Source organism: Jiangella gansuensis DSM 44835 (assembly GCF_000515395.1).
GTDB lineage: Bacteria > Actinomycetota > Actinomycetes > Jiangellales > Jiangellaceae > Jiangella > Jiangella gansuensis.
Genome location: NZ_KI911782.1, coordinates 3,605,820 through 3,624,048, shown reverse-complemented (window position 1 = coordinate 3,624,048; position 18,229 = coordinate 3,605,820). Strand labels below are relative to the sequence as shown.

At 72.1% G+C, this 18,229-nt stretch carries 14 protein-coding genes and 1 pseudogene; 11 read left to right on the top strand and 4 right to left on the bottom strand.

What is annotated here, in order from left to right:
- Positions 1-215: 215 nt before the first annotated feature.
- A complete protein-coding gene (locus JIAGA_RS30440; RefSeq protein ID WP_051426204.1) occupies positions 216-851 on the bottom strand; it encodes a vitamin K epoxide reductase family protein in 636 nt (211 codons plus the stop codon).
- Positions 852-972: 121 nt separating this feature from the next.
- Between JIAGA_RS30440 and JIAGA_RS30435 the strand changes: the two genes are divergently transcribed.
- From JIAGA_RS30435 to JIAGA_RS0117125, 5 genes are read left to right on the top strand one after another with little or no spacing between them, the layout of a single operon-like run.
- Positions 973-1,689 carry a DUF4129 domain-containing protein gene (locus tag JIAGA_RS30435; protein WP_157553255.1) on the top strand — a complete coding sequence of 239 codons (717 nt, stop codon included), beginning with the start codon at positions 973-975 and terminating at the stop codon, positions 1,687-1,689.
- 13 nt (positions 1,690-1,702) lie between these two features.
- A complete protein-coding gene (locus JIAGA_RS0117140; protein ID WP_026876616.1) occupies positions 1,703-2,224 on the top strand; it encodes a hypothetical protein in 522 nt (173 codons plus the stop codon).
- Positions 2,221-3,198 (top strand): AAA family ATPase, encoded by a 978-nt coding sequence (locus tag JIAGA_RS0117135; protein ID WP_026876615.1) that lies wholly within the window; start codon positions 2,221-2,223, stop codon positions 3,196-3,198. Before JIAGA_RS0117140 ends, JIAGA_RS0117135 begins: the two co-directional genes overlap by 4 nt.
- Positions 3,195-4,574, top strand: a complete 1,380-nt coding sequence (locus JIAGA_RS0117130; protein ID WP_026876614.1) for a DUF58 domain-containing protein — start codon at positions 3,195-3,197, stop codon at positions 4,572-4,574. Before JIAGA_RS0117135 ends, JIAGA_RS0117130 begins: the two co-directional genes overlap by 4 nt.
- On the top strand, positions 4,571-5,077 hold the full coding sequence (locus tag JIAGA_RS0117125) for a hypothetical protein (protein ID WP_026876613.1): 507 nt from the start codon (positions 4,571-4,573) through the stop codon (positions 5,075-5,077). The genes JIAGA_RS0117130 and JIAGA_RS0117125 overlap by 4 nt, the downstream gene beginning before the upstream one ends.
- 54 nt (positions 5,078-5,131) lie before the next feature.
- Here the strand turns inward: JIAGA_RS0117125 and JIAGA_RS0117120 are convergent, their stop codons facing one another.
- A complete protein-coding gene (locus tag JIAGA_RS0117120; protein WP_026876612.1) occupies positions 5,132-6,238 on the bottom strand; it encodes a hypothetical protein in 1,107 nt (368 codons plus the stop codon).
- A 98-nt stretch (positions 6,239-6,336) separates the two neighbouring features.
- The gene (locus tag JIAGA_RS30430; protein ID WP_342673703.1) at positions 6,337-8,070 is read right to left on the bottom strand and encodes an aminotransferase class V-fold PLP-dependent enzyme; all 1,734 of its coding nucleotides are present in this window, start codon (positions 8,068-8,070) and stop codon (positions 6,337-6,339) included.
- A gap of 192 nt (positions 8,071-8,262) precedes the next feature.
- Here JIAGA_RS30430 and JIAGA_RS0117110 point away from each other — a divergent pair, with 192 nt between their 5' ends.
- The 4 genes from JIAGA_RS0117110 (at position 8,263) to JIAGA_RS0117095 (ending at position 14,612) form a co-directional block, all read left to right on the top strand.
- On the top strand, positions 8,263-10,386 hold the full coding sequence (locus tag JIAGA_RS0117110; RefSeq protein ID WP_026876611.1) for a PhoX family protein: 2,124 nt from the start codon (positions 8,263-8,265) through the stop codon (positions 10,384-10,386).
- Positions 10,387-10,725: 339 nt separating this feature from the next.
- Positions 10,726-12,840 carry a PhoX family protein gene (locus JIAGA_RS0117105; protein ID WP_026876610.1) on the top strand — a complete coding sequence of 705 codons (2,115 nt, stop codon included), beginning with the start codon at positions 10,726-10,728 and terminating at the stop codon, positions 12,838-12,840.
- 111 nt (positions 12,841-12,951) lie between these two features.
- Positions 12,952-13,884, top strand: coding sequence for a DUF6807 domain-containing protein (locus JIAGA_RS0117100; RefSeq protein WP_026876609.1), 933 nt, complete (start codon positions 12,952-12,954; stop codon positions 13,882-13,884).
- Complete coding sequence (locus tag JIAGA_RS0117095) at positions 13,881-14,612, top strand: cupin domain-containing protein (RefSeq protein ID WP_026876608.1); 732 nt, start codon at positions 13,881-13,883, stop codon at positions 14,610-14,612. The genes JIAGA_RS0117100 and JIAGA_RS0117095 overlap by 4 nt, the downstream gene beginning before the upstream one ends.
- On the opposite strand, the pseudogene JIAGA_RS35725 reads toward JIAGA_RS0117095, so the two are convergent.
- A pseudogene (locus tag JIAGA_RS35725) lies at positions 14,564-15,549 on the bottom strand (alginate lyase family protein). The gene JIAGA_RS0117095 and the pseudogene JIAGA_RS35725 overlap by 49 nt on opposite strands.
- Before the next feature lie 297 nt (positions 15,550-15,846).
- On the opposite strand from JIAGA_RS35725, the gene JIAGA_RS0117085 reads away from it, so the two are divergent.
- Together JIAGA_RS0117085 and JIAGA_RS0117080 are read left to right on the top strand one after the other, a co-directional pair.
- A complete protein-coding gene (locus JIAGA_RS0117085) occupies positions 15,847-16,191 on the top strand; it encodes a hypothetical protein (RefSeq protein ID WP_026876607.1) in 345 nt (114 codons plus the stop codon).
- 94 nt (positions 16,192-16,285) lie between these two features.
- Positions 16,286-18,181 (top strand): glycerophosphodiester phosphodiesterase, encoded by a 1,896-nt coding sequence (locus tag JIAGA_RS0117080; protein WP_035812643.1) that lies wholly within the window; start codon positions 16,286-16,288, stop codon positions 18,179-18,181.
- The last annotated feature ends 48 nt before the right edge of the window (positions 18,182-18,229 follow it).

Below are 18,229 nucleotides of genomic sequence, written 5' to 3'. Positions count from 1 at the left end.
CGCCGACGTGACGCCGCTGAGGGCGTCCGCTACCAGTCAGCGCGGCCCGGTAAGGAGCAGCAGGCCTCGCACATCTCTCAGGATAGCGCACGACGGGTCACCGCAGTGGGCGTCGGGCCCGCCGGCAGGACTTCTCCCGCTTCACCAGGCAAGCATTCATGGTGGAGCGGGAGTACCCCAGGTGGACGTGATCATTTCCCGGCCGCGGGGGCGGGTCAGAAGACGAGGTACCAGCGGTCCCAGAACTCGATGGTGATCAGGATGGCGATGATCAGGTACCACACGGTGACGATGAGGCCACGGCTGTCGACGACGGCCCGGCGCAACGCCGGCGGCGCCTTGAGGTGCCCCTCGGAAAGGTTGTAGCCCGTCGTGTAGACGAAGATCGGGATGGTCGCGACCCACACCGCCATGCAATACGGGCACAGCGCGCCGATGTAGTAGACGCTCTGGGTGAACAGCCAGGTGATGAACACCGCGCCGGCCAGCGCGCCGGCGTTGAGCCCGAGCCAGAACCAGCGCGGCAGCTTGCCGCCGGTCAGCGCCACGACGCCGATGGTGATGACGACGGGGAACGCCGCCACCCCGATGACCGGGTTGGGGAACCCGAACAGCGACCCCTGCCAGCTCTCCATGACCTGGCCACAGGTGACGACCGGGTTGAAGCTGCATGACGGCGTGTAACCGGGGTCCTCGAGCAGCCGGACGCGCTCGATGACGAGCATGGCCGAGCCGAGCAGTCCGACCGCACCGCCGACGATCAACAGCCAGCCCAGCACCTTAAGCGACGCGCGCCGCTCCGGCAGCACGACATCGTCATCGTCGAGCTCGTGTTTTTCCTGCACGGCCATGTGTCATCCGGGGTTTCGTAGGGTTCCGACGCACCAACAAACGTACGCTACCCGCGCCGGGTGCCCGGCAACAGATCACGAATCGGCGACGCTGTCCGGGCCATATGTCAGGATCGACACGATGCGCGGTTCCGGGAGGGCCCCTGCCGCCGCGGCGGTGGTGCTCGTCGCGGCGATCATCGTGGTGCTCTCCGCCGGTGTCGGGCCGGTCGAGGTGGTGGAGCCGGAGTGGTTGTCCGGCTCGGCGCAGGAGCCGCCGCGCCTCGAGTCCGTCGACCAGCCGCCGCCGCAGGAGTTGCCCACGCCGTTGCCGGAGCGCACCCGCGACGAGCCGGTGGACCTGGACCTGCCGTGGCAGGGCGTGCTGGCCGCGCTGCTGGCCGTCGCGGCGGTGGCGCTGGCGATGGCGCTGATCCGGCGGCTGCGATCGGTGTCGTCGGCGCGGGCTCGCCGGACGGTGATCGGCGGCGAGGTGGACGAGCTGGCCGACGTCTCCGAGGAACTGCGTGACGCCGCTCGGGCCGCCGACGCCGCGCTGTCCGGCCGCGGCGGCACCGGAGCGCAGGCCGTCATCGACGCCTGGCTGGCGCTGGAGTCCGCGGCCGCCGGCAGCGGGGCCGGGCGGGACCCGGCGCACACACCGAGCGAGTTCACCGCCGCCCTGCTGCGACGGCACCACGCCGACGACGACGCCACCACCGCCCTGCTCGGCCTCTACCAGCGGGCCCGGTTCGCGGCCCACCCCGACATCACCGACGACGACGTCGCCACCGCGCGCAGGTCGCTGCGCACCATCCTCGACACGCTCGGCGCCCCGGCGCCGGCTGGCCCGCGATGACGGCTGGTCCTCGATGACCCCCACGCCGGTGCACGCCGCCCTCGAACGCCTCCGGCGGGCAGTCCCCCGGAAGGTGCTCGTCCATGGCGTCCTGGCCGGCGTCGGCACCGGCCTGGCGTGCTGGCTGGTCGGTGTCCAGGGTGCCCGCCCGGTGCTCCTCGGCGGGTGCGTCACGGCCGTCATTCTGGTCGTGACCAGCGCTCCCGCGTCGCGGTATGGCCCCTGGCCGGCCCGCCCGGAGCGTCCGCCCAGCGGCGGGTCCAGCCAGGTGTGGCGGCTGGCGAACCGACTGGGCAGCTCCAGGCCGTCGGAGACCGACCCGGCGCTGCAGTACCGGCTGCGCCGCCTCGCCACCGCTCGGCTACGTCGACTGGGCATCGACTGGTCCGACCCGCGCGCCGTCCGCGCTCTCGGGCCGCAGGTCCACGCCGCGCTCGAGGCCGACACCTTCACCACCGACCTGCGCCACCTGGACCGCGTCGTCACCGCCATCGAAGAGCTCCGCACCGTCGACCCCGGAGGAAACACTCCATGACCTCGCCCAGCACCACCACGCCACCCGTCACGGAGGTGGCGCGGGTCGGCGCCACCGTGCTCGACGGCGTCGGCACCGCCGTGGTCGGTATGCGGCGCACGCTGCGGCTCGCGCTGGCCGCCATCCTGGCCGGCGGGCACGTGCTGTTCGAGGACGTCCCCGGCCTCGGCAAGACGCTGGCGGCGCGCAGCCTGGCCAGCGCGCTCGGCCTGGAATTCCGCCGGCTGCAGTGCACGCCCGACCTGCTGCCCGGCGACGTCACGGGCTCGTTCGTGTGGGACCCGGGCACCCGCGAGTTCGCGTTCCGCCCCGGCCCGGTCTTCGCCGGCCTGCTGCTGGCCGACGAGATCAACCGCACCCCGCCCAAGACCCAGTCCGCACTGTTGGAGGCGATGGCCGAGCGGCAGACGACGGTCGAGGGACGGACGTTCGCGCTGCCCCGGCCGTTCCACGTGCTCGCCACCAGCAACCCGGTCGAGTACGAGGGCACCTATCCGCTGCCGGAGGCGCAGCTCGACCGGTTCATGCTGCGGCTGTCGGCCGGTTACCTGGAGCCGCCGGACGAGGCCGAGGTGCTGGCGCGCCGGGTGGCCCGCAGGCAGGAGCAGGCCGACGTCGAGCCCGTTGTCGACGCCGAGACGGTCACCGCGCTGCAGGCCGGGGTCGAGGCCGTCGACACCGATCCCTCGATCGTCGGGTACTGCGTCGACCTGGCGGTGGCCACCCGGCGACACCGGGCGGTCGAGGTCGGCGCGTCGCCGCGCGGGTCGCTGGCGCTGCTGCTGACCGCGCGGGCGGTCGCCGTGCTGGACGGCCGCGATTACGTGCTGCCCGAGGACGTCAAGGAGGTCGCGGTGCCCGCGCTGGCGCACCGGCTGACGCTCACCCCGGAGGCCTGGACCATGCAGTTGCGCACCGCGGACATCATCACCGAGATCCTCGACCACGTCCCCGGCCCGGCGTCGCGACGATGACCTCCAACCAGATGGCCTGGCGGGCCACCCCGGCGCTGGTCCGCGCAGTGCTTCTGCCGGCCGTGCTGGCCGCCGGCGGGCTCGCGCTGGGCCGGCCCGAACTGGTGCTGCTGGGCGTGCCGCTCGCGGTGGGCACCGCTCTGGCCCTGGGCGGACGGGTCCGGCCGAGCCTGGGTGGCTGGCCGGCCGGCCGGACGCTGTCGGCCGGGATGCGGCCGCCGCCCGAGGTCCGCGCCATCGGTCCGCGGGTGCTGGCCGTCGGGCGTCCGGTGGCCGTCGCCGTGCGCATCGCGCCGTCGGACGCGCAGCTCGTCGCCACCGTGCTGCCGATGCCGGAACCGGGCGCCCCGGCCGAGCGGGTCGCCGTCGTCGCACCGGCCGACCGGCCTCGGCAGATCGTCACCGAGACGTCGTCGCCGGTGTGGGGGTCACAGCTGCTCGCCCGGCCCGACCACCTTGCCGTCGCCGACGACGGGCTGTTCACCGCCGGCCCGGTCACCGGGACGCCGTACACCCCGCAGGTGCTGCCGGCCATCACGACGACACTGCCGCCGGGTCCGCTGCCGCCCCGGCCGTCGGGCATGGTCGGCGCGCACCGCACCCGCCGCGCCGGCGAGGGCACCGAACTGCACGACGTGTCACCGTTCATGCCCGGCGACCGGCTGCGCCGCATCGACTGGCGGGTCACCGCACGGCAGGCCGGACCGCGCGAGGAGCTCTACACCCGGCACACCCAGGTGGACGCCGACGCCGACGTCGTCTGCTGCCTCGACAACCGCTTCGATCTGCGGGCCGAGGTCGCGAGCTGGTCGGGGCTGGGATCGTCCGGCGCCGACGACGAACCGGCCGGCCGCAGCAGCATCGACATCGCCGTCGACACCGTCGCCTCCGTGGCCGCGGCGTACATCGAGCACGGAGACCGCGTCGGCGTTCTCGATCTCGCCCGCCCGCACGAGCACGTCCACCTGGGCAGCGGACGGCGGCACCTGCTGCGGCTGCGCACCCAGCTGGCCCGGCACACCCGCCGCCCAGGGTCCGGCGACAGCCAGCCGCTGCCGCGGAAGGTGCCGCGGTTCCCGCACGGCGCGATCGTGGTCGTCACGTCGGTCTTCCTCGACGACGCCGCCGGCGCGCTGGCGACGTCCTGGCGGCGAGCCGGGCATCCCGTGCTCGCGGTCGACGTGCTCCCGGCGCCGCTGGTGATCGACCGGGCCGAACCGGCTGTGGCGCTGGCGGCCCGGATCGTCCTCGCCGAGCGCGACGAGCGGATGCGGTCTCTCGCCGCGGCCGGCGTGCCGGTGACGTCGGCCGAGCCGGCGGCGCTGGCGCTCAGCCTGGCCCGGTTGCGCCGGTCGATGCGGCGGACGCGACTATGAGCATCGACGACGGCGACGCACCCCTGGCGGTCGGCACTCCGGCCCGGCCCGGCGGCGGCACGCCCACGCCGTCCGGCGGGCTGATCCCGCCCGGGCAGCTGGCCCCGACCCTCCCCTGGTGGGCGCTGCGGCTCGCGCTGGCGCTCGTGGCGGCCGGCACCGTCGCCGCCGTGGGCATGTGGACGCCGACCGCGCCGTTTCTGCTGGCCGTGGCTGGAGCGCTCGGGCTGGCCGCCGCCGTCGTCCCGGCCACACACGTCCCGGCGGCGTTCTTGACGGCCCTCGTCCTGCTGGCGCTGGGCGCCGAGCGCGGTGTGACGGCGTGGGCGTCGCTCACGGTCCTGGGCCTGCACGCCGTCCACGTGCTGGCAGCGCTGGCCGCCGTCGTCCCCGCGAACACCGCGGTGGAACGCGCCGCGCTGCGCCCCACACTGGAGCGCTTCGTCGTCGCCCAGGCCGCCGGCCAAGTCCTGGTCGTGCTGGCCTGGCTCGTCTCCCCATGATCATCAAGACTTGTCACGGCCCTGACCGCCCATGACCGGGCGAACCCTCGATGATCACGGGGCTAGGATCACCGTCTGGGTCACCAGCGACGCGTTGAGGCGGGGCGGGAGCACCTCCCATGGCCCCGCGCCCTTGAACACGTACCCCGGAGGCTCCTGCGCGCGTTCCAGCTCCCAGCTCCCACGCTCAGCCGTGACACGGTATGTGGCGTCGTCGTGGGCGGTCAGGAAGAGCAGGTAGGTGCGCCCGGTGGTGAGGGGAGCGGCCGCGGTCGGCGCCAGCGGCTGCTCGATCTCCAGCTCGTCCGGGGCCGAACCCCACAGCACGTCGTCGACCGCCACCCGCGAGGTGAGCACGCCGGCCGCGGCATCGCTGGTCTCGACAGTGGCCCGCACCACCGCCGTGCTCGCGTCGCGCAGGTCACCGATGCCGCGATACCGCTGAGCGTTCTCGTACAGCTCGTCGATCTGCGCGGGCGTCAGGTCGTCGTCGCCGGTGGCGGCGCGCAGTGCTTTGGACTCCGCCACCGTCTTCGGCAGCACGCTCTCGGCTCGCCCGGCGTGCGTCGCCATGCCATCGGCCAACGAGTAGATGCCATCGGATCCGGTGATGGAGTAGAGGCCGGCCGAGTTGCGCCACTCGTCCACTGCTGGGGCGACCAGGAAGAGGAGGTACCGGCCGCCTACGGACATCACCGGCGGCCCACCCAACACCACGTCCTCGGTCAGCTGGCCGACGCCGATCGACTCACCGGCCACCGCTCCCCACAGGGTCTCCTCGACCCGCACCCGGAGTGCCACGGACTCCAGTACGACTTCGTTGCCCGGGTACACGCCCGGTTCCGGGCCCGGCGCCGGTCCGACCGACTCCACCGTCGCCACCACGACGGCCGTGCTGTTACGGCGCAGCTCGTCGAAGCTGCCGTACGAATGCGCCCAGCTCACGGTGGACCCGGTCACCTCCGTGGGCGGCGAAGTGGGGAGCAGCCCACCCGGGTCGGCGGTCCCGACCGCACGCGGCACCGCAGGACCGGCATCGCCACCCGCGACGGCGGCGACCGCTCCGGCCGCCGCGCCCGCGACCATCACCCCGCCGGCCAGGCCGGCTCCGAACCGGCGCCAACGGTGACCCAGCGCCGCCGCGTGATCCTCGTGCTCCATACCCCTAGGACGGAACGAGCCGCCCGGCGCGCTGCATGACGCCTCTCCCCATGATCATCAAGAGTTGATACGACTATGACCGGGACAACCGTTGATGATCACGGGAGGACGGGGTCGGGGGCGGCGCAGCTGGGGTGCACGACGGGGACGGCGTCGACGCCGGCGGGCACGCACGACGGCGGCAGCGCGAACCACCGCAGTGCCTCGAACTCGGGCGACAACCCGGTCGGTCCCTCCGGCAGGCGCGCCGGGCGGGACGCGAGCACTTCGCGGGCCTCGGCCAGGTACCGCGGCAGCGCGTCCTCGCCGATCCGGTCGTGCCTCCGGGCCTCGATCAGGGCGCCGTCGTCCCAGTGCAGGCCCGTCAGCCGGATCGGCGGCCGGGTGGTGCCGTCGCGGTGCCGCCACAACGCGGTGTGCGGGTCGAACAGGTACTCCGGGAGCAGCCGGTAACCCTCGCGGGCGATCAGCTCGACCGCGTCCACCAGGTAGTCGCGGACGGTGTCGGAGATGAAGTAGTTGAAGTTCAGCCGGGTCCAGCCGGGTTTGATGCCTTCGCAGCCGACGCCGACCACGTCGCGGAAGGCGTTGGACTGCGCCGGCCCCACCGCGAGCAGCCGGTGCCCGTACGGCCCGGCGCAGGAGCAGCCGCCCCGGGACTGGATGCCGAACAGGTCGTTGAGCAGCGCGACGACGAAGTTGTGGTGCAGGAACTGCTCGCCGAAGCGGATCCGGAACGACGCGATGGACAGCCGGGCGACGTCGTGGTTGCCCAGCACGTCGATCTGCTGCACCGCCTCCCAGCGCCGGACGGCGTGCCGCCACAGCTCTTCTTCGCGTTCGGCGATGACGTCGGTCCCGACGGCGTCCTTGAGCCCGAACACCAGGCCGGCGCGGATGGACTCGACGATGGCGGGGGTGCCGCCTTCCTCCCGCGCCACCGGGTCCTCCAGGTAGCGGTGCTGGTCGAGGCTGACGAACTCGACGGTGCCCCCGCCCGGCACCGTCGGGACGGCGTTGCGCACCAGCGCGCGGTCGACCACGAGGACGCCCGGGGTCTGCGGCCCGCCGACGAACTTGTGCGGCGAAAGGAAGATCGCATCCTTGTGGTCGAGGGCACCCGGCGCGCTCGGGGCCATCCGGATCGGCACGTACGGTCCGGCCGCGGCGTAGTCCCAGAACGACAGCGCGCCGTGCCGGTGCAGCAGCGCGGCCACCTGGTCGGCGTCGGTGAGCACCCCGGTCACGTTCGAGGCGGCGGAGAAGCTGCCGATGCGCAGCGGCCGGTCGGCGTGCTCGCGCAACAGCCGGTCGAGTTGATCGAGGTCGATGTGGCCGTCGGCGTCGGTGTCGACGGCGACGACGTCGGCAATGGTCTCGCGCCACGGCAGCTCGTTGGAGTGGTGCTCGTAGGGGCCTACGAGCACCACCGGTCGGGTGGCGGGCAGGTCCCAGACCACGCCGTGCCGTTTCGGCGCGCCGGCCGGCAGCCTCAGCTCGAGGATCCCGATGAGCTTGTTCACCGCCGAGGTAGCGCCGGAGCCGGTGAAGAGGACCAGGTGGTCGTCGGTGCCGCCGACGGACGACGCGATGGTGCGGCGGGCGTCCTCGCGCAGCAGGGTGGTCTGCAGGCCGGTGCCGGAGCTCTCGGTGTGGGTGTTGGCGTACAGCGGGAGCACCTGGTCGCGGATGAAGTCCTCGATGAAGTCCAGGGACCGGCCGGACGCGGTGTAGTCGGCGTAGGTGATGCGCCGGGCTCCGAACGGCCCGTACAGAACCTCACCCTCGCCGATGATGCCGCGGCGGATGCGTTCGAGCAGCGACGTGGTGATCAACGCGAGCCCCCTCTCGCCCGGCCGGCGACGCCGACGGCCGTGGTGTCCAGCATGCACCCTCGGCGGCATCGACCGGTACCACGAGGCCCGACTTCGGGAGTTCCGCGAATTTTGTGAACGAACGGTGGCCAACAGGTGAACGATTACCTACGCTGTGACACCACGCGTGCCCCGGCGGAGGGAGCTGTCATGTCCGACATCAACGACGCTCAGGAGCCCCGGCGCCGCCTGCTTCCCCTGCTCACCGGGGGTCACGGCGGCCGCAGCGCCATGACGTGCAAGTACCGCTGCGGCAATGCCTGCGCCCACGAACCGCCCAATACCAGTGACAATGCCTACTTCGGCGACGTCGTGACGGCCGCGGTGTCGCGGCGTGGCCTGCTGCGCGGTGGCGCTGCCGCGGCCGTCGTCGTCGGCACCGGTGCCGCCGGAAGCCTGGCCGGAGCCGCCGCGCGGCCGGCTGCTCCCGCAGCGACCGGCGCCACGGCCGCCGCGGCCCGGGTCCGCCCCGGCAGCCCCGAGTACGGCCGGCCGGTGCTGTTCACTGCGGTCGAGGGCAACACCGTCGACTCGGTCATCGTCCCCAACGGCTACGACTGGTCGGTCACCATCGCCTGGGGCGAGCCGGTCGAGGACGGCGCCCCGGAGTTCGACTTCGAGGCCCAGACGTCCGCGGCCCAGCGCAAGCAGTTCGGCTACAACTGTGACTACGTGGCCATGTTGCCCTTGCAGCGCCACGACGACCGTGCCCTGCTGTGGGTGAACCACGAGTACACCAACGAGGAACTGATGTTCCGCGGCTGGTCCGGCCCCGAGAACGCCACCGACGACCAGCTCCTGGTGCTCATGGCGGCACACGGCGGCTCCATCCTCGAGATCGAACGCGTTGGCGACACCGGTGAGTGGCGCCCGGTCAGCCGCCGGGCCCGGCACAACCGCCGCATCCACACGCACACCGAGTTCCGGCTCACCGGCCCCGCGGCCGGCAGCGAGCTGCTGCGCACAACCGCCGACCCGGCCGCCACCACCGTCCTGGGCATGCTCAACAACTGCGCCGGCGGCGCCACGCCGTGGGGGACGATCCTGACCGGCGAGGAGAATTTCAACCAGTACTTCGGCGCCAGCGCCGACGTCACCGACTCGGCGACGGCCGAGCGGTACGCCCGCTACGGCATCCGGACCGAGGCCGGCACCGAGCATGGCTGGGAGCGTGTCGACCCCCGATTCGACCTCATCGAGGAACCCAACGAACCGCACCGGTTCGGCTGGATCTGCCAGGTCGACCCGTACGACCCGCGGTCCACCCCGCGCAAGCTCACCGCGTTGGGCCGGTTCAAGCACGAGGGTGCGACGACGGCGCTCACCCCGGACGGGCGGGTGGCCGTCTACATGGGCGACGACGAACGGTACGAATACGTCTACAAGTTCGTGTCGTCGAAGAAGTTCCGTGACGGCAACTCCAAGCGCGACCGCGACCACAACATCACCCTGCTCGACGAGGGCGACCTGTACGTCGCGAAATTCACCGGCGACAGCCCGGAGTTCCCCGGCGAGCCACCGGCCGACGGCGTGTTCGACGGCACCGGGGAATGGCTGCCGTTGATCGTCGGCGGCGAGAGCCAGGTCGACGGCATGAGCGTCGACGAGGTGCTCGTGTTCACCCGCCTCGCCGCCGACCAGGTGGGCCCGACGAAGATGGACCGGCCCGAGGACGTCGAGCCGCACCCCGTCACCGGCACCGTCTACATGGCCCTGACCAACAACGACCGCCGCACCCCGGCCGAGGTCGACGAGGCCAACCCCCGTCCGGCCAACAAGTTCGGCCACGTCATCGGCCTGGACGAGGACGGCGGTGACGGCGCGGCCACCACGTTCACCTGGCGCATCGTCATCCTCGCCGGCGACCCCGAGGACCCGGAGACCTACTACGACGGCTTCGACAAGTCGCAGGTCAGCATGATCTCGTGCCCGGACAACGTCGCCTTCGACCCGTCCGGGCGGCTGTGGCTGGCCACCGACGGCATGCCGAGCTCGGTCGGGGTCAACGACGGCATGTTCGTCATGCCGATCGAGGGCGACGACCGAGGTCACCTGCGCCGCTTCGCGTCCGTCCCGGTGGGTGCGGAGTGTTGCGGGCCGTTCATCAGCGCCGACGGGCGCACGGCGTTCCTCGCCGTCCAGCACCCGGGCGAAGAGGACGGCGCGACGGTGGAGGAGCCGGCGTCGACGTTCCCGTACGGCGACCAGCCGCGGCCGTCCGTCGTCACCGTCTGGCGCAAGAGCCCCACGGGCGGCCCCTTCATCGGCGACTAGCCCCCGCTTTTGGAGGCCTATCCGCCTTCCGCGTCGGTCCAGGCGCCGCTGTGTCCGTCGCCCCCACCCCGTTGATCTTGGAGTTTCCGCGGAATCGCGGTCCGTTTTGCCCGGAAGATTCCGCGGAAACTCCAAGATCAACCGGGGTTGGGCGGGGATCGCGCCGCCGCGTGCCCATGCCGGGGCAGCTCGACCGCGGCGCATCTTGGCTGGTAGCTGAGGGTGCCCTAACTCATGCGCCTTTCATCTTCTGTTCGTCCAGGCGTGGTGGCCCACGTCAGCACCGGATTCCTAGGTTCAGCGGGAGGAATGTGCTGGAAACGTGACGAAGGGACTCCCATGCCCGAAACCGAAGGCGGCCAGCGTCGCCGGCTGCTGCCCCTCCTCGGCGGCAACCACGGCGGCCGTAGCGCCATGACGTGCAAGTACCGTTGCGCCGACGCCTGCTTCCACCCGGCGCCGAACACCAGCGACAACGAGTACTTCGGCGACGTGGTGAACAAGGCGATGTCGCGGCGCGGGCTGCTGCGCACCGGCGCCGCCGCCGCGCTCGTCGTCGGGTCCGGCGCGGGCGGGGCCCTCACGGCCGCCGCCGCGCCGTCCTCGTCGCGCGGTGTGGCCGGCCCGAAGCCGCCGACGCCGGCCTTCCCGGACCTGCCTGAGCGCGGCCGCCCGGTCGGCTTCCAGGCCGTCGGCGACAACAACGTCGACAACATCGTCGTGCCCAACGGCTACGACTGGTCGGTGACGGTGGCGTGGGGCGACCCGATCCTGGACGGCGCGCCGGAGTTCGACTTCGACAACCAGACCGAGGCGGCGCAGCTACAGCAGTTCGGCTACAACTGCGACTACGTGTCGATCGTGCCGCTGGACCGCAACTTCGACCGCGCGCTGCTGTGGGTGAACCACGAGTACACCAACGAAGAGCTCATGTTCCGCGGCTGGTCCGGCGCGGCCTCGGCCACCGTCGAGCAGCTGAAGATCGCGCAGGCGGCGCACGGCGGCTCCGTCGTCGAGATCGAACGCGTCGGTGACACCGGCGAGTGGCGCCCGGTGACCCGACGCCGCCGCTACAACCGGCGCATCCACACCGGTACCGAGTTCCGGCTGGTCGGCCCGGCGGCCGGCAGCGACCTGCTCAAGACCCGCGGCGACCGCACCGGCACCGTGGTCAAGGGCATGCTGAACAACTGCGCCGGCGGCACCACGCCCTGGGGCACCATCCTGACCGCCGAGGAGAACTTCAACCAGTACTTCGGCGCGACGTCCGGCATCACCGACGCGACCACGGCGGAGCGGTACGCCCGCTACGGCATCCGCACCGACCAGGGCACCCAGCGCGGCTGGGAAAAGGTGGACAGCCGCTTCGACCTGGCCACCGACCCGAACGAGCCCAACCGGTTCGGCTGGATCGTCGAGGTGGACCCGTACGACCCCGAGTCGACGCCGCGCAAGCTCACCGCGCTGGGCCGGTTCAAGCACGAGGGCGCGACCATCGCGATCGCCGAGGACGGCCGCGTCGTGGCCTACATGGGCGACGACGAGCGATTCGACTACGTCTACAAGTTCGTCTCGAAGAACGCCTACCGGGACGGCAACTCCAAGCGCGACCGCGACCACAACCTGCGGCTGCTGGAGGAGGGTGACCTCTACGTCGCGAAGTTCACCGGCAACAGCCCCGAGTTCCCGCAGAACCCGCCGGCCGACGGACTGTTCGACGGCACCGGTGAGTGGCTGCCGCTGGTCGTCGACGGCGAGAGCCGGGTCGACGGCTTCAGCGTCGAGGAGGTGCTGGTCTTCACCCGCCTGGCCGCCGACCAGGTCGGCCCGACGAAGATGGACCGGCCCGAGGACGTCGAGCCGAACCCGGTCACCGGCACCGTCTACATCGCGCTGACGAACAACTCCGCCCGCACGCCGGAGCAGCGCGACGAGGCCAACCCGCGGGCGGCCAACAAGTTCGGCCACGTCATCGGCCTCGACGAGGACGGCGGCGACGCGGCGGCGTTGACCTTCACCTGGAAGATCGTGCTGATCGCCGGCGACCCGGAAGACCCGGAGACCTACTTCGACGGGTTCGACAAGTCGCAGGTCAGCCAGATCTCCTGCCCGGACAACGTGGCGTTCGACCCGGCGGGCCGGCTGTGGATCTCGACCGACGGCATGCCCGGGGCGTCCAGCGTGGCCGATGGCCTGTTCGTCATGCCGGTCGAGGGCGAGGACGCCGGCCACCTGCGCCGGTTCGCTTCGGTGCCGCGCGGCGCGGAGTGCTGCGGTGCGTTCATCACCCCGGACGGCCGGACCGCGACGATCGCCGTTCAGCACCCGGGTGAGGGCTCCGGCGCCTCGCCGGACAACCCGATCTCGACGTTCCCGTACGGCGACCAGCCGCGGCCGGCCGTGGCGACCGTGTGGCGCAAGAGCCCCACCGGCGGACCCTTCATCGGGGACTGACACCGCCCATCTCATGATCATCAAGGGTTGATCCGGTCCTGGCCGGGTCAACCCTTGATGATCATCGGCGTTGTGAGAGGATAGCGCTTTCCGGAACTGTTGGGGAGCTTGATGACTTTCGGATGCGTGCACGACGTCGGGATCTCGGTCCACGTCACCTACGACGGCGCCGAACTGCTCGACTACGTCTACCGGCCGGATAACCCGCAGCGGGAGTCCCCCCGCCCTTACGCGCACCCCATCCGCACCCTGGCCGGCGAGCTGGTCACCGTGCTGCGCCCGCACGACCACGTCTGGCACAAGGGCCTGGCCTGGTCGCTGCCGCACATGGGCCACGACAACTTCTGGGGCGGCCGCACCTACTCCCACGCCGACGGCGGGTACGTGCAGCGCGACAACAACGGTGCCATGGTGCACGAGCGGCTCACCGCGCTCGACGCACTGCCGGACCGGGTCCGCATCCGGCACGACCTGGCCTGGATCACTCAGCCCGGCCGCCGCATCGTCGAGGAGGACCGGGCGGTCACCGTCACCGTCGCGCCTGAACAGGGCGCCTGGACCCTGCGGTTCGACACCGCCATGACCAACGTCACGGACGCCACCATCATGATCGGCAGCCCTACTACGGCCGGCCGCGACAACGCCGGCTACGGCGGGCTGTTCTGGCGCGGCCCGCGATCGTTCACCGGCGGGACGGTGCTCGCTCCGGGCGTCGCCGGCGGTGACGAGCTGCGCGGGCAGCGCGCGCCCTGGATGGGCTTCACCGGCAAGCACGACGGCACCGGCGCCGCGTCCACCGTCGTCATCGTGGACCACACGGACAACCCGGCGCACCCGCCGCAGTGGTTCGTGCGCACCGAGGCGTTCGCGGCGGTCTGCCCGGCACCGTTCTTCAGCGAGGAACTACCGTTCGAGGCTGGCCGCACGCTGCGGTTCTCCTACGCCGTCGTGATCGCCGACGACGGCGCCGACCCGGACCGCGCCGCGGCGCTGGCCAACCTGGGCACGCGGGCGCTGACCGACGACCAGGTGGAGGCACCATGACAGCTGACCGACCCGGCTTCCCCGGCGGCACCGCCGTCAGTCACCTCACCGTCTACGACTGGCCGACGGCGGACGGGCTCGCGGGCGGCTCGCCGCACCTGCACACCGCGTCCGGCGAGGGCTACGTCGTCGTCGGCGGCAAGGGGCGGCTGCAGACGCTCAGCGGCGCCGGCGTCGGCGAGCACCCGCTCTCCCCCGGCACCGTGTTGTGGTTCACGCCCGGCACCGTGCACCGGCTGGTCAACGACGGCGGCCTGGAGATCGTCGTCGTCATGCAGAACGCCGGGCTGCCCGAGGCCGGCGACGCGGTGTTCACGTTCCCCCCGGAGGTCCTCGCCGACCCCGAGCGCTACGCCGCGGCCGCGGCTCTCCCCGACACCACCGACGACGACACGCTCGCGACCGCCGCCCGGCGCCGGCGCGACCTCGCCCTGGAGGGGTACGCGCAGCTGCGCGACGCGGTGGCCGCCGACGGACCGGGCGCCCTGACGGCACTGCACGAGACGGCGGCAGCGCTGGTGACGGCGCGCGTACCGGGCTGGCGCGAGACCTGGGCACGCAACGTGCGCGCCGCCGTCGACGCCACTGATCAGGCACTCGGCGACCTCGCCGACGGCCGGGCACCACACCTGTCCGGCGCGTCGGTGCACCTCGGCGCCCGGCGTGAGGAGACCTACCGCTACGGCATGTGCGGACGTCTGCGCACCTGGGACGTCGCGGCTTCCTGACCCAGCGACGCCGCCGGCGGGATCCGGCGGCTGGCGATCCTGGAACGGGAGAACATCAGCTGATGCTGGGGCAGCTCGGCGTATGCGGCCGCGTCCTCGCGATGCGTCCGCGTGAGGGCCAGCACGTGCGGCACGACGTATCGATCGAACGGCACGATCTGCGGATACGCCCAGGCCCGCCGGCCGGTGAGAAACGGCACCAGATGGCCCACCGCTCGCGCCAGAGCGTCGCCGTGCCGCCAGAGGTCGACCCCGACGTGGCGGGACAGCGCCGCCAGGCACAAGAACCCCAGCAGGTTGAACGCGGAGTACGTCAAGGACAACGTGCGTCGCTGCTCGTGCGGCATACTGCCGTCGCCGGCGATCTGGGTCTCCAGCCGGCCGGCGGTGTGTTGCTCGAGCTGCCGCACCGCCACCTCGGTGCGGCCGGTGAAGATCGCGTACGCCACCACCAGGGCGTCGAACCAGGTGCCGTGGTTGTTGGGCTCGTCGCGTTCGGAACGGCCGTTCTCGCTGGTGAGTAGCCAGTCGAGGTAGTCCGAGAACCACTGCCGCAGTTCGTCGAGGTCCTCCGCCGACCACGTCGGGCCGGGCCGGAGCTGCCCCACCGCGTCGATGAGGTAGACCAGGCCGACGGTGTCGATGATCCCGATTCCGCGGCCCTGCGTGACTCCGGAATGGCCTGGGCATGGTCGAGATTCGGGTTCATCCTGGTGGCCGGGTCGAGGAACCAGTGCGCGAGGTACCGTCCCGCGAAGTGAGCGTCCTCGTCGCTGCCGATCGCCCGGTGCGCCACCACCGCCGAGGTCACCGCGTGGCACATGGCGTCGAGGCGGATGTTGTCGTAGTCCAGCGACCCGGGGTTGACCTCGCCGTCGCGACGCACCCATGGGAGCCCGCCGGGCGAGTCCGGATCGGGCCACCAGTACGGCGCCATGCTCAGGTAGTCGTGCAGAGAGCCGCCCGGTGCCGGCGCGGCCTTGTCCGTCACGCTCTGGAACGGTGCCCGGCGTAGCGCTGCGCATTCGCCGACGAGTGCGGCGCGCGCCGTGGGATCGCTCGCCACTGCCCGTGTCGCCTCGCCCCACGTCGAGTCGGGTATCAGGAATGCCGGCATTCTGTGATCGTCTCCTCATCCGCTGCCGACCGCCGTCCGGCGGCGAGGCGCTCTTGCGGGTTCGTACTGTCCATCATGTAGTCTCACAAAACCTTTTGCGCAGTCGACCCCCAAGGGGTGCAGGTCTCCCGACCCGTCCCCAACCTCACCCTGCGCAAGCTCACGTTCTGGGTCCGCGCCACCACGGCCCAGCGGGTGGGTCTGCGTGTCACCGACAGCACCGGCCAGACCCACCAGCAGAGCCTCGCCTTCACCCCGTCCGGTGCCTGGCAGGAGATCGTGGTGTCCGACTTCGACAGCGGCACCAACTACCTGCACTTCGGCGGCGCGAACGACGGCGTCTGGCACGGCCCGGCCACCCGCGTCGCCCTCGTGCTCGACAAGGGCGCCCTCGTCTCCGGCCGCACCAGCGGCGGCCTGCGCTTCGACGAGGTCGTCGCCACCGTCACCGACGTCCCCTGACCGGATCGCCGGGCAAGGCTTCACCTGAACGTCGGCGCGCATTCAGCCCGGATCCGTATGATTCGGGCACCCCGACAGCCCGCTGGAGGCACTCGTGCGCCGACTACGTCCGTTCGCCCCGCTCACTGCCGCGTTGACGACGGCAGCGCTCGCCCTGGCGGCGCTGCCGTCGTCCGCCGCGGCGGCGCCGGAATCATCCGCCGCCGACGACGCCGACGAGCCGGTCGTGGTCCTCACCGAGGACTTCTCCGGCGGCGAGCTCCCCGCGGGGTGGAACCCCGCCGAGGGTGACTGGTCGGTGTCCGACGGACGCCTCGTCGGAGTGAGCGCGTCGTCGTCGCAGCAGTCGCGCATCACGTTCGGCTCGCACCTGCGCAACTACCGGATCGAGGTGACCGCCCGGTTCGAGCAGGTCGTCAACGCGGCCCGGTGGACGGCGGTCGCACTGGACATCGCGCCCGACGGCGCCACCCCGTGGTGGATCGCCACGATGCGCAGCGGCACGACGGCGTCGAACGGCCTGGAGTTCGCCCAGCGCACCGCATCGGACTCGTGGAACGTCACCAACACCGCGGCCGCGCCGCACGCCGCCGGCACCGGTCGCGACGTCCGGGTCGCCGTCGAGGTGCGTGGTAGCCGCGCCACCTGGATCTTCGACGGCCAGCCGGTCATGAGCACGTCCGCGCTGATCCGCTCCGACGCGGGAGTCCTCGGGTTCGTCGTGAACGGCGCCACCGTATCCTTCGACGACGTCATCGTCTCCGAACTCGAGGAGGAGCCCGTGACCCGGCCGGTCGGACCGGCGTCGGTGCCGGCCGTCGTCGCGCACCGCGGCTACTCCAGCGTCGCACCCGAGAACACCCTCGCCGCCGTGGAATCCGCCCTGCGCAGCGGCGCCGACTACGTCGAGGTGGACGTAGCCAGCAGCGCCGACGGCGTGCCGGTCATCCTGCACGACAACACGCTCGACCGCACCACCGACGGCACCGGCGCGCTGCCCCTGGTGACGTCGGAGTACGTCGCGACCCTGGACGCCGGCATGTGGTTCTCGCCGGCGTTCGCCGGGCAGCCGGTGCCGCTGCTGGCGGACATCCTGCCCATGATGCGCGGCCGGGCGCCGATGCTGTTGCTGGAGGTCAAGGGCCCGGAGACGGCAGCCGAACTGACGACGACGGTCGACCTGCTGCGCGAGCACGGACTGGTCGAGCAGACCATCCTGCAGAGCTTCGACGAACAGGTGCTGCGCGACGTCGCCCAGATCGAGCCGGAGCTGCGGCTCGGGCTGCTGCGTTCCACCCTGGACGCCGACCCGGTCGCCGTGGCGCGCGACTTCGGCGTCGTGACATACAACCCGTCGTGGACGGCGCTGCAGAACCGGCCCGAGGCCGTCGCCGACCTGCACGCGGCGGAGATCGCGGTGATGCCGTACACCATCGACGACCCCGAGCAGTGGCGCATCCTGCGTGATCTCGGCGTCGACGGCGTCATCACCAACCGCCCCGGCGCGCTGGTCGGCTGGAACGCCCGGCACGTCCAGACCGTCCCCGACGCGCCCACCGTCGCCATCGCCGCGCCGGCCGACGGCGCCGTCCTCACCCGCGGCGAGATGCTCGTCCCGGCGGTCACGTCCGAGCGGGCCGAGACGATCGAGGTGACGCTCGACGGCGAGCCGGTCGCCGAGGGCGAGCCGATCGCCGTCGACAGCCTGACCGCCGGCGACCACGTCGTCGAGGTGACCGCCGTGGGGGTCAACGGCACCGCCACCGCCGCCGCGACGGTCACCGTACAGCCGTCCACCGCCGGGCTGGTCCGGCTCGCGACCGGCCCGGACGTCCACCGCACGCTGCGCGACCAACTGCTGCGCGCCATCGACCGCGAGGACTGGCTGCGGGTGGGCTCGATCGCGCGGAGCGGCGTCGGCGGCCAGCAACTGCCCGCCGAGCTCGCCGAACTCATCGCGGCAGACGCCGCGGCGCTCGCTACCCCGTGATCATGTTCCCTCGCGGTCGCTGAGCGGCCGCGAGGGAACATGATCACG